Genomic DNA, 11,277 nt, shown 5'->3' on the forward strand with positions numbered 1-11,277 from the left:
GTTTGCACCACAGCGCACGCGCACATACTGATGAGGTCATCGCTAAGCTTTGCGAGGAGCTCAATGCTACTGAAACCTTCTTTCCTCGATCTGGACTTCGTCTGATCTTTAAATTGGGATCATCTTAAAATCGTCGGGATCAGGTGGTCTGAATATTATACCAATCTCCAATCATCACCAGACCTCTACCGTGCAAAGGTCTCGATCCAGGGAAAGAAGCTGTGCCCCATGCAATATGATCAATTATGCGGCGCAGTTTTCTGCCGATTCGAGTCTGCCTAGGTAATAGGTATCCTGGGTTCTGGCTCGCTCGCCGCAAAATCGAGTTCTACCTTCGCACCATCTGGGTCATGACAAAAAAGCTGCCATGTTTGCTGGTCCACCAGCCGATGCAGTTTGAATGCGATGCCATGCTGGTTTAGCGTATCTATGACTGACTGGAGATTAGATGCAGTAAACGCCATATGATCAATGACGCCCTGTACGTCTGCTGGCAATGGTCTTCCTGCGATGATATGCAAAATAGCCTGCTCGCCTGAATAAAGCCATGCGCCAGGAAAAGTGAAGGATGGGCGATGGCCTTCTGTCAGCCCAAGCACATCAATATAAAAAGTCTTGCACTTTTCCAGATCGCTGGTCAGCACTGTAAAATGGTTCATACCATCGATTGCCATGTTGATCTCTCACAGTCCATCAATTTGCTTTTTTTCATATAATCTAAGTGAACCCGTGCCTTAAGCACATTTTTCTCGAAGTGCGTTAAAACCCGCGCCAACTTATAAATCGGTTAATGGATTATCTGATCTAGGCCAAAACAAAATTCTATTGATCAACCCTCCCCCATGTTGAATATATAGCAAAGCGGCGCAACGTAACATGACAGAAAAAGGCACGATTTAACATCGAGGTATTCACAAAATGCCGCACTAGCTTCCAGATTGAAAGTACTGATAAAAAATCAGTACTTTCAGTGCATGGTGAAAGCCGAACTAAGCTATTCTATTATCAATGCATCAGAGTCGCTTCAATCTCTGCAAAAGTCTTGGCAACTTCCGTAAGTAGAATAGCAGTACCTAACTGCTTTTCGATTTGTGTTAATGAAAAAATTCCGCATACCAATGGAGCACCCTCGGCATCCTCCTCTATTACCAAGGTATGCTGTCGACCAGCATCACGCAGACTCGCGATCACATGGCCAACTTTGGCATACTGCACTTCCTCGATGGGAATCGCTTCTAAGCAATCGAGTGGTGTCATGATATCCGAAACCAGAATCTCACCGTATTTCACGCGCCGCTCTTGGATGAAGCGCACGGGTTTATCCCCGAGAATATCGGAGGCAGTAATTACCCCCTGGAGAAGGTGATCATCATTTAATACAAACAACGAGCGCACACTTCGTTGCATCATATATATATTGGCCAACTCCATGGTTGCATGTGGTTCGATTTCAGCAACATGAGTATGCCGTAAATCAGTCATAATTTCGAGCGCCGGCGATTCCATTGTTACAGATTTTGGTAAGGCCAGGTGAGCGATCCGAACAGTGCCTGTTAAGCGCTGCACAGGAAGTATAGGGTATGCGAGCATGATAGTATCCTCCTAGTTGGTGGATAAGTACGTGAAATTGAGAAGGATTAAAACCTCAGACTATCCTTGTCACCACTTTACGCTCATCAAAATGAAGGGTCAATATGGAATATCTCCCAGAATAAAATAGCCAGGAGGTTTAAGGAGTTAATTCACCATATGACATGGTCTAATAGAGCCGGACATTCCAGTTAAGAGAAAATAGTCTTAACTGGAAGAAAAATGATAACAAGGAAGCAGTACACAAAAGAATTCAAGTTAGATGCAATCCGCCCTCGCCTTGGTTCTGGATCAGCGCTCGATAGCAGAAGCAGTCCGAAGCCTAGAAATTAACGCCAACATACTCAGGCGATGGATCAAGGAATATCAGGTAGATGATGATGATGGGCAAAACATTTCGTGGCAATGGAAAACTGATACCGGAACAAGAAAAAATCCGACGTCTGAAAGCACAGATCAGGCAACTCAAACTGGAAAGGCAGATATTAACATAAGTTGCTTCTATTGTTTCACTTATGAAATAGAAATGGAATCAATAGCCAGGATGGCCATGTTGGACAGATTGCTGCCGAACAGGTTGCCCAGGGCCATGTCCAGCACCCCTAGGCACACGGCAGCTATTGACACCGCTGCTTCAGGCAGGAAGGTGGCAGTAGCCACGAACAGAGTGCCGACAAAGCTCTCGCTCCAACCCATGATCTCCGCCATATCCTTGCTCACGAAGGGCAGCCAGGTGCCGGCCGCTACTATCACAACGGCTGCCATGGCAAAGCCCGTCACCGCTTGTCTGAGGGCAAGGTGCTTGTAGCGCTGGCTGGCCACGTCCGGCTAATGGCAATCCCTGCATCTGCTCGTAACGGAATATGATACGCATGGCCAAGGCATAAATGACCAGAATAATCGGTGTATACAGCCCGACATGAGCAAACGACAGTTGCATGCCAGTTTGCGATAGCAGCAGGCTGATACCCACGAAACCAATGAGGATGACTCCGAAGCCCGCAGACAAGACATGTCCGATATTGGCCCGGGTATAGACCGGCTCTTCGCGATGAAGAAAATCAAGGATAACGATGAGCAACAAATTAAGCACGCAAGAACCCAACACATCACCGGCAGCGATATCCGGCGTCTGAGCGACCGTGACCGAGCTGACTCCGTTAACAAGCTCCGGCAAGGAAGTAACCGAAGCTACCATTACCACCCCGATCCAGGATCGGGGCAATCCCAGTTTCTCACCAATCATGTCACCGTAAAGGGACAGACGGTAACCAGCCACCGCGATCAGGATCAGACAGAGGGCAAATTCAAACCAGACCAGCATGACTAAGCACCATTGCACATAAGTATTATTCGGTAAAATACATTGATAAGAACGAAATAAGTCAGGAGCGCCAGTTCGCTCAGAATCACCGCAGCCATAAAATCAACGGTAGCAGTAAATCTGCTCGTGTAAAGGAAAAACACATACTTTTTTTCACTTAATACTTCATTTTGCATCCCCTTAGAATCTGAAATACCGTCACACAAACGCATAGGGATTATGCGCAAAAATACGGATATCACATGCACTCTGAATCAGAAGCATGCCAACGGCACAGCATTTGCTTTATTCAGGTCTGCAAACGACTCAATCAAGTCACTCAGCTTTAAAATCAATTAATACCGTTGCAACAATGAATAAGCAATTTTAGTCATTATCCGAATAAAAAACTGCTCTAGAATAACCATGAAAGGCGATCAGTAGCCATAACGACTCATCATTCGACAAGACTCTCTATATGAGTACTACCGATATACCTGAAGACCATGCTTTCCACGTTCTGAAAGCTGAAGACGTCTGCATGTTGCTGGAAGTTACCCCGGATCGTGGGCTGACATCCGAAGAAGTCGCACGTCGCCGCCAAAAATTTGGCAATAACGAAATTGTAGAGACGGCAGGGCACCCCTGGTGGCGCATACTGTTCGATCAATTCACCGATTTCATGATTCTCGTGCTGATCGCTGCAGCCATCGTATCTAGCGTAGTAGGCGAATTTACCGATGCAACTGCAATCCTTGTCATTCTCCTCCTCAATGCGCTGATTGGTTTCGCGCAGGAACTCCGCGCCGAACAAGCGGTGGCTGCCTTGAAGCGCATGGGACACGCAATGGTGCGGGTACGACGCGAAGAGATCGCTCACTTGCTAACTGCGGCAGAGCTTGTCCCCGGCGATATCGTATTACTGGAGGCTGGCAATATGGTGCCAGCAGATATTCGTCTACTGGAGGCGATAGATCTTGAGGTTGACGAAGCGGCACTCACGGGTGAGTCCGTACCAGTGAGCAAAACTATCGATTCCATGCAGGACAGAGACGCGATCCTGGCCGAGCAGCATAATATGCTGTTTCGCGGCACTCTTACCACACGCGGCCGGGCAATAGGAGTGGTGACAGCCACCGGAATGCTTACCGAGTTGGGTAAAATCGCAGCCATGCTTGGCAGCGAAACAGTCCAAAAAACCCCGCTACAAAGACGTCTTGCGGTGTTTGGCCGCAAGCTGGCGCTGTCGATATTAGCGATTTGCACGATTATCTTCGTGGCCGGCTTATTACGCGGCGAAGATGCCATATTGATGTTTTTGACCGCAATCAGCCTCGCCGTCGCGGCGATTCCCGAGGCGCTGCCGGCTGTCGTGACGATTGCGCTCGCGCTGGGCGCACGTCGTATGGTGCACCAGCATGCACTGATGCGGCGTTTACCCGCAGCGGAAACCTTGGGGTCGGTCACCTTTATTTGTTCCGACAAAACAGGAACATTAACCAGAAACATCATGCATGCGGAATTATTTTATGCGGCCGGTGCTGAATACCCCACGCTTCCCCTCCTTGCCGATACCCAATCCGAAGTTAAGCTGTTCACCCATGCGCTGGCGTTAAATCACGATGTGGAAAGAAATCTGGCCGGAAAACTGACCGGGGATCCGACCGAGATTGCACTGTTGCAGGCAGCACTCGATGCCGGCGTCGTCTATGAAGCGTTGAGCAAGGCATGGCCGCGCATCGCCGAGATTGCATTCGACTCGGACAGAAAGCGCATGACCACTTTTCACCAAAGCAACGAGCGACTGCTTGCCATTACCAAAGGCGCACCGGAACAGGTATTGGAACAATGCACGAGTCATATCGCTGGACAACTCGACCACGCTGTTATGCTTGACATTGCGAACCACTGGGCTTCACGGGGCTATCGGGTCATTGCCTATGCTTATCGTGACTGGGCAGCACTGCCGCAACACATCGACGTCAATAGCGTGGAACAAGGACTGACATTTCTTGGCTTGGTGGGGCTAATGGATCCGCCACGTGACGAAGTGCCAGCGGCCGTACAGGAATGCTACCAAGCCGGAATTACACCCGTCATGATTACCGGCGACCATCCGGCGACTGCACGTGCGATCGCAGAACGAATCGGCTTGGTGCATGAACACGCCGAGGTTATCACAGGAAAACAGCTCGAACACCTCACTGACGAGGAACTGGCCGATCACATAAAACATGTACAGATTTATGCACGTGTCTCACCGCAGCAAAAAATCCGCCTGATACAACTATTACAGCAGCGTGGTGAATATGTCGCTATGACCGGAGATGGGGTGAATGATGCGCCGGCATTGAAAAAAGCCGATATTGGTGTCGCTATGGGTAAAAAAGGTACGGATGTCGCGCGTGAGGCCGCAGATATGGTGCTGATGGACGACAATTTTGCCACAATTGTGCGCGCTATCCGCGAGGGACGACGACTCTACGACAATGTTCGCAAGTTCATCAAGTATGCGATGAGCAGTAACTCGGGTGAAATCTGGACATTATTTCTGGCACCGTTTCTCGACTTACCGATACCGTTACTCCCCATTCATATTTTGTGGATAAATCTGGTTACCGATGGCTTACCCGGTCTGGCATTGACTCAGGAGAAAGCAGAGCAAGGTATTATGCAGCGACCGCCGCGGCACCCGCAGGAAAGTATTGTTGCGCACGGTATGTGGCAGTACATTTTATGGATCGGATTGTTGATTGGTGCGTTGTCGTTGTTCACGCAAGCATGGGCCTTGCAAAATAACATCGAAAACTGGCAAACGATGATCTTCACCGTACTGACGTTTTCGCAGTTGGTTAATGTGCTGGCAATCCGCTCGGAGACACAATCATTATTTACAATGGGCTGGTCGACGAATCGAGCGCTGATTGGCGCAGTCTTGCTGACTGTCCTGTTACAGTTAAGTGTGATCTATATTCCCTTATTTAACGACATCTTTCATACCGCACCCTTATCAGCGGAAGAACTCCTATTCTGCTGCACGATGCCGTGGATCGTACTACTTGCTACCGAAATAGAAAAATGGCTGAGGCGCCGCAGCATCATTTATCGTAATTCCAATCGTTTCTGTCAGGCGGACATCAGAAAAAAAGGATAACTTCCTTTACTGATTTCTTTTATTTTGATTGTGTTTCGCTAACGTTTAATTTCAAATCCCTTGAATGACTGGCGGGCGCGCTGGTAGGCCAGCGCCGCAAGTGCCAAATCCCCCAGGGCCAAGCCGCGAAAAATGAATGCGACCTTCTCATCGTCAGAGCAGCGTCCAGCGATATCACCATTAACCAAGCCTGTCAGATCTCCATTAACCAGCTCAGGATCAACCAAAGGTGTCGGCATCTGTGTTTCCTGCTCGAGATCATCAATGATAATGCGTTCGAACGCAGGCATACTGTCTTTTAGCCAGGATGCAGCTAAATCAACCGCTGTAACAAACGTACCGGGCTTCAACCAACGTGCATCAAGAAAAGGAACCAGCTCAGGCGAAAGCGTGACGGTCGAAATTACCAGATCAGCATCACTCACCGCTTCCTGGGCACTCCTGCTGGCAACTGCCGACAGGCCCAGTTTTTCCGCCGCCTGACACAGTGCCTCTCGATTTACGCTTCCGCGACCGAACGCACGAATTTCTTTCAATGGAAACAGGGCAGAAAAAGCCTGCAAATGGCTGCGTGCCTGGACACCGCAACCGATAAATGCCGCAATCGAAGTATCAGACCTTGCCAGTCGCCTGGCTGCTACTGCACTCAGCCCTGCCGTACGCACTGCGGTGATCCAGTTACCATCCATGACAGCCAGCGGCAGGCCGGTATTGCTATCAAGGAGGGTAATCAATGAATTAATATCGGGCAGACCACGCTCCCGATTGTGCGGATTGAGAATAAGCGATTTCACTGCCAGGAAAGGGGGATCGTCCGCCGCAGATAGCGTTGCCATCATATATCTGCCATCCGGTGGCGTAATGACCGCCTTCGGCGCATTCCAGACCTGTGACTGTCTGCGTCTGCGCAAAAGGTGCTCAATACTTTCAATGGCATCCTCTATAGTGAGAGACAGGCTCTCAAGTGTCTTATGGGACAGATACAATAAGCTTTCCGGCGTTTCCATTTTCATTGCCTATTTTTGGTTACCTTGATCACTCCAGACAGTTGTTATGAAAAGCACATACCTATTTATCGGTGACCTAAAGCAAAGTTCTTATCATCAAAAATGACTCAGCATCTGCGAAGAAATCATAGCGAGCACCCAGAGTGCAAGGCGCGCGGCGCGTAGTAGATTTATTCGCAGACTGTGCGTGTCCATCTCAAAATATCCGCCATTCCCATAGCACCTGCTTGGCGCGCCACCTCGCGACCATGCTGAAACAGTATCAGCGTCGGGATACTGCGAATGCCAAACTGAGCGCCCAACAGCTGCTCAACCTCGGTGTTGACTTTAGCCAGACGCACTTTGGGCTCAAGTTGTGTCGCGGCCTGAGCGAATTGAGGCGCCATCATTTTGCAGGGACCGCACCAGGGCGCCCAGAAATCGACCAGCACCGGGATATCATTATGGCTAATATGTTTCTGAAATCTGGTCATCGTCAATTCCACGGGATGACCATTAAACAGTAACTGGTGACATTTGCCGCATTTCGGTCCTTCGCCCAACCGCCCGGAAGGAATACGATTGATAGCATCACACTGCGGGCAAACAATATGCATCGATTCGCTCATGATATCTTCCCAATCAAAGGTTATTGTGAAATCACCTGTTAACCAGACTGCACCCTAAGCGGCATCTTACCTGACTTGCTCACTGCTGCGCGGAATAACGGGTCATGGCGCCAATTTATAAAATCGTACCACATCCTCGAACATGGCATCGAGCGCACCCTGATGCAAGTAAGGCATATGCCCACCGTGGTAGACTTTGAGCTGAATATTATTGTTTATCAGTGGATCCAGCGCCATTTGTTTGATCAGGATCTCGGAGGCATAGTATGGCGTGACCAGATCGAAAATACCATGCACAATCTGAACTTGCATATCGGGATTCAGGTTCATGGCCTGTTTCAGATCTGAAACTGCCTCGACAAAGCCTTGCTGCCCGCGAATCCCGGATCGCCAATTCCATGATTCATAGACCTCCTCATTTAATAACACAAAGGGTATGCTGGTTTTAAAATCCAGACGATCACGGACGTAGCTATTAAAAGCCGCCGTCATCGGTGCATTGACACGATCGAGATAGAAATCACGACTGGCAAGCAGCGGTTCGGCCGGCTCCGGATCAATCAACGTAATCGATCCATCATACAAACTCAGCACACGGTGCTGGTCAGCGAGCAGCGCCTTGGCAAAACGCGCGGGAGGAACGCGCCCCACGCCACGCAGCAGGGTATCCTTCTCCAGTCCGATCAATCTGCTGGTTTGATCGAGCCAATCCTGCTTGAGCGTCCCCGCGGCCAGTCCGCCAAGATAGCTGGACAAGGCGGCACGCTCCACTTCCGCAAGCGAGGAACGGGGATCGTTCGTCTGGTAATTTGTCTGGTTACTGCGCTTATGGATTGCTGCGATCGCCGCGTAACTCGGCAATAAGGACACCCAAGGCCAAAGACTACGCTCATTGTCCCAGATAAAACTAAAATCCAGTACTGGCGAGATGAGGATCAGACCGCTTGGCGCAATGCCAAAATCGGATTGCAGCTGCCTGGACAGGCGCGCCACCCGGAATCCTCCATAGCTCTCACCGACCAAGTAAATAGGCGACAGCCAGCGATTTTCCTCAGTCAGATACGCACGAATAAAACGGGACAGAGAGGCCGTATCTTCCTTGACGCCCCAGACCTTGGACCGGGACGGCACGTCCCCGGAATGACCTGATTTCCGTTCTTCCTTATCGTTTTTTTGACTGTTTTCGCCATGCTTCACCTCATGGCTATAACCCGTTCCCACAGGATCAACGAAAACCAGATCAGTAAACACCAGCCAGCTTTTCGAGTTGTCCACGATGCGCGCCGGCATCGGCGGCACGGTACCATCTGCATTGAATACGACGCGCTGCGGTCCGAGCGCGCCGAGATGGAGATACGCGGATGCGGCGCCGGGACCGCCATTAAACACAAAGGTCAACGGCCGAGGGCGCCCGCCCTGTCGTTCTACCTTGTATGCAATATAGAAAATCTGACCAATTGGTTTTGACTGTTTATCATAAGTCGTGATCGATGCAGCAGTCGCCGTATAGTCAAATTTTGCCTCACCCGCCTTAAAGGTGTGCAAAGTAACCGAACGATTGGAAGCATCAAGCACATCCCCTCCGCCCAAGGGTCTGGATTGCACTTCAGCCTTCTCGGGTGCGCTCATTACGATCGTTGCCTGCGACAAACAAAACCAGGTTATAACGACCATCCATAAAAAATGCAGCTCCAGGTAGCACTTCCTCATTATCGTCATTTCCTTACACAGGTGGGTTGACATCCCTACATCCGCCCCTACCAATTTAACGCAACAAAGCGTTGCGTATCACCCTCACGAACAAGCAACAGCACGCGTTTTTCACCACTGCTTTCCTTGACCGCACGTTGGAATTCAGACGCACTCCTCACCTCCTTGCGATTTACCTGCAGGATAATCGTACCTGGCTTGATTCCTGCCATAGCGGCGATAGAACTGGGCCGAACCTCCGTGACGACAACGCCTTCACTGGCTGTAGCGCCAAATTGTTCTGCCAGTTGCGGTGTTAGCGTCTGCACTGTCAAACCAATATCTTCCGCATGCTGCGATATCTCCGCAATGAGTTTATCCTTGGAGAGTTTGCCGACCAGGACTTTCAAAGTCTTATGCTTGCCGTCCCGCAGGATGGTCAACTCTACTGTGCTGCCGGGTGCGGTCAGCGCGACCCGGTTACGGAATTTTCCAACTTCTTTTACCGGCTCCCCCTGGAAGCGTTCGATGATATCTCCTTGGCGCAGCCCTGCTTCCTCCGCCGGAGAATGTTTGCTGACTTGAGAAACAAGCACACCTTGCGAAGCATCGATTCCGAACGACTCCGCCAAATCGGACGTCAGTTGCTGAATCACGATACCCAGGTAACCACGCGTCACCTCGCCATGTTCAATCAGCTGATTGGCAATTGCCTTAGCCAGATTAGTGGGAATAGCAAAGCCCACTCCCATATATCCCCCACTCCGACTAAAGATGGCAGTATTTATGCCTACTACCTCGCCATCCAGATTAACTAAAGGACCGCCTGAGTTGCCTGGATTGATTGCTGCATCGGTCTGAATGAAATCCTCGTAATCATTGATACCGATACTCGTTCGCCCTTTAGCGCTGACCACGCCGACTGTCAGCGTGTGACTCAGACCAAAGGGATTGCCAATTGCCACGACCCATTCACCGACCTCCAGCTTGGAAGAATCGGCCAGGGGGAGTGCAGGATATCCCTTCGCATTGATCTCTATGACCGCGATATCAGACTGAGGATCACGGCCAGTGACTTTAGCGTCGAATTCGCGCTCATCCTGAAATTTTACCCGGATTTTGTCAGCACTCTCGACAACGTGGTTATTCGTCAGAATATAGGTTTTATCAGATAACAGGTTATCCTTAGTTGAAAAAACAAAACCAGATCCCTGTCCTATCATGCGATGCTCACCTCGCGGCTTGTCAGAACGAGGCGTGCGGGGAATCCCTGGAAACCGGTCACCAAAGAAGCGTTTAAAGAAATCGTCGCCAAAGGGCCACTCATCTTCAAAGGGTGAGGAAAATTGGGCAACCTCACCCGATACTTTACCCTCAACCTGAATAAATACGACGGAAGGTGAAACTGTGCGCGCAACTGAAGCGAATGCCTGACCCGTCTGCCGCAGATTAGCGATAGCATCATCAGTTGCATGGGCAGGTAGGATTACCAGCCACACGAGGCACAATAACGAAGCATACAAAATTTTTTTCATGATATAAGAACCTCCACTTGTGAGTGATCTAAATGAAAACAACCTTTGTCATTCATCTTCATAATACTCCAATTTTTATTATTGGATTTCCAGACTCTCACAGCTTGCACGCACGCAGAAACACTCAATATTTTCGATAGTAAAGAATTGTGCCGCTTCTTCACGATACCTTCTACTCTGTCATCTCTTTCATATCGGGAGAAATCCAGCTGCAGTAGAAAACATTGGAGTAAATTTTATCTCACCTTCCCGTTCGCTTATCCATAAAATCCTTAGCTTTATCCAGGAACGTACGTTAGGGTCTGTTGACATTTCACATAGGTAGCCACAGGTATCCACACGCGATAGCTACCATACTTTCGTAATTTCTCTTGAGTTTGTCGTATCGTGT

At 49.6% G+C, this 11,277-nt stretch carries 9 protein-coding genes and 2 pseudogenes; 2 read left to right on the forward strand and 9 right to left on the reverse strand.

Features of this window, described 5'->3' with window-relative positions:
• Nucleotides 1-278: 278 nt before the first annotated feature.
• Together BLP80_RS13340 and BLP80_RS13345 are read right to left on the reverse strand one after the other, a co-directional pair.
• The gene (locus tag BLP80_RS13340) at nucleotides 279-674 is read right to left on the reverse strand and encodes a VOC family protein (protein WP_090544031.1); all 396 of its coding nucleotides are present in this window, start codon (nucleotides 672-674) and stop codon (nucleotides 279-281) included.
• 331 nt (nucleotides 675-1,005) lie between these two features.
• Nucleotides 1,006-1,590: a CBS domain-containing protein gene (locus tag BLP80_RS13345; protein ID WP_090544033.1), complete on the reverse strand. Its 585-nt coding sequence runs from the start codon at nucleotides 1,588-1,590 to the stop codon at nucleotides 1,006-1,008.
• Nucleotides 1,591-1,812: 222 nt separating this feature from the next.
• On the opposite strand from BLP80_RS13345, the pseudogene BLP80_RS13350 reads away from it, so the two are divergent.
• Nucleotides 1,813-2,078: pseudogene (locus BLP80_RS13350) on the forward strand (transposase); the annotation flags it as partial.
• A gap of 25 nt (nucleotides 2,079-2,103) precedes the next feature.
• Here the strand turns inward: BLP80_RS13350 and BLP80_RS16730 are convergent.
• Together BLP80_RS16730 and BLP80_RS13360 are read right to left on the reverse strand one after the other, a co-directional pair.
• On the reverse strand, nucleotides 2,104-2,310 hold the full coding sequence (locus BLP80_RS16730) for a hypothetical protein (protein ID WP_371128832.1): 207 nt from the start codon (nucleotides 2,308-2,310) through the stop codon (nucleotides 2,104-2,106).
• Complete coding sequence (locus tag BLP80_RS13360; protein WP_090544037.1) at nucleotides 2,225-2,914, reverse strand: sodium/calcium exchanger protein; 690 nt, start codon at nucleotides 2,912-2,914, stop codon at nucleotides 2,225-2,227. Before BLP80_RS13360 ends, BLP80_RS16730 begins: the two co-directional genes overlap by 86 nt.
• Nucleotides 2,915-3,371: 457 nt before the next feature.
• Between BLP80_RS13360 and BLP80_RS13365 the strand changes: the two genes are divergently transcribed.
• Nucleotides 3,372-6,047 (forward strand): cation-translocating P-type ATPase, encoded by a 2,676-nt coding sequence (locus BLP80_RS13365; RefSeq protein ID WP_090544039.1) that lies wholly within the window; start codon nucleotides 3,372-3,374, stop codon nucleotides 6,045-6,047.
• A gap of 38 nt (nucleotides 6,048-6,085) precedes the next feature.
• On the opposite strand, the gene BLP80_RS13370 is transcribed toward BLP80_RS13365, so the two are convergent.
• The 5 genes and pseudogenes from BLP80_RS13370 to BLP80_RS15340 all read right to left on the reverse strand — a co-directional run.
• Nucleotides 6,086-7,054 (reverse strand): ornithine cyclodeaminase family protein, encoded by a 969-nt coding sequence (locus tag BLP80_RS13370; RefSeq protein WP_090544046.1) that lies wholly within the window; start codon nucleotides 7,052-7,054, stop codon nucleotides 6,086-6,088.
• A 170-nt stretch (nucleotides 7,055-7,224) separates the two neighbouring features.
• Nucleotides 7,225-7,662, reverse strand: a complete 438-nt coding sequence (gene trxC / locus BLP80_RS13375) for a thioredoxin TrxC (RefSeq protein WP_090544041.1) — start codon at nucleotides 7,660-7,662, stop codon at nucleotides 7,225-7,227.
• A 102-nt stretch (nucleotides 7,663-7,764) separates the two neighbouring features.
• Complete coding sequence (locus BLP80_RS13380; protein WP_176754376.1) at nucleotides 7,765-9,372, reverse strand: S10 family peptidase; 1,608 nt, start codon at nucleotides 9,370-9,372, stop codon at nucleotides 7,765-7,767.
• Between the two features lie 47 nt (nucleotides 9,373-9,419).
• On the reverse strand, nucleotides 9,420-10,886 hold the full coding sequence (locus tag BLP80_RS13385; RefSeq protein WP_090544044.1) for a DegQ family serine endoprotease: 1,467 nt from the start codon (nucleotides 10,884-10,886) through the stop codon (nucleotides 9,420-9,422).
• A 313-nt stretch (nucleotides 10,887-11,199) separates the two neighbouring features.
• Nucleotides 11,200-11,277, reverse strand: a pseudogene (locus tag BLP80_RS15340) (IS5/IS1182 family transposase); the annotation flags it as partial.

The organism is Nitrosomonas sp. Nm132 (assembly GCF_900100485.1).
GTDB lineage: Bacteria > Pseudomonadota > Gammaproteobacteria > Burkholderiales > Nitrosomonadaceae > Nitrosomonas.

What these genes read in the sequence shown, in the direction of transcription:
- BLP80_RS13380 (WP_176754376.1), bottom strand. Translation starts at nt 9,372, where the DNA reads ATGAGGAAGTGCTACCTGGAGCTGCATTTTTTATGGATGGTCGTTATA.
- BLP80_RS13360 (WP_090544037.1), bottom strand. Translation starts at nt 2,914, where the DNA reads ATGCTGGTCTGGTTTGAATTTGCCCTCTGTCTGATCCTGATCGCGGTG.
- BLP80_RS13385 (WP_090544044.1), bottom strand. Translation starts at nt 10,886, where the DNA reads ATGAAAAAAATTTTGTATGCTTCGTTATTGTGCCTCGTGTGGCTGGTA.
- BLP80_RS13340 (WP_090544031.1), bottom strand. Translation starts at nt 674, where the DNA reads ATGGCAATCGATGGTATGAACCATTTTACAGTGCTGACCAGCGATCTG.
- trxC (WP_090544041.1), bottom strand. Translation starts at nt 7,662, where the DNA reads ATGAGCGAATCGATGCATATTGTTTGCCCGCAGTGTGATGCTATCAAT.
- BLP80_RS13365 (WP_090544039.1), top strand. Translation starts at nt 3,372, where the DNA reads ATGAGTACTACCGATATACCTGAAGACCATGCTTTCCACGTTCTGAAA.
- BLP80_RS13345 (WP_090544033.1), bottom strand. Translation starts at nt 1,590, where the DNA reads ATGCTCGCATACCCTATACTTCCTGTGCAGCGCTTAACAGGCACTGTT.
- BLP80_RS13370 (WP_090544046.1), bottom strand. Translation starts at nt 7,054, where the DNA reads ATGGAAACGCCGGAAAGCTTATTGTATCTGTCCCATAAGACACTTGAG.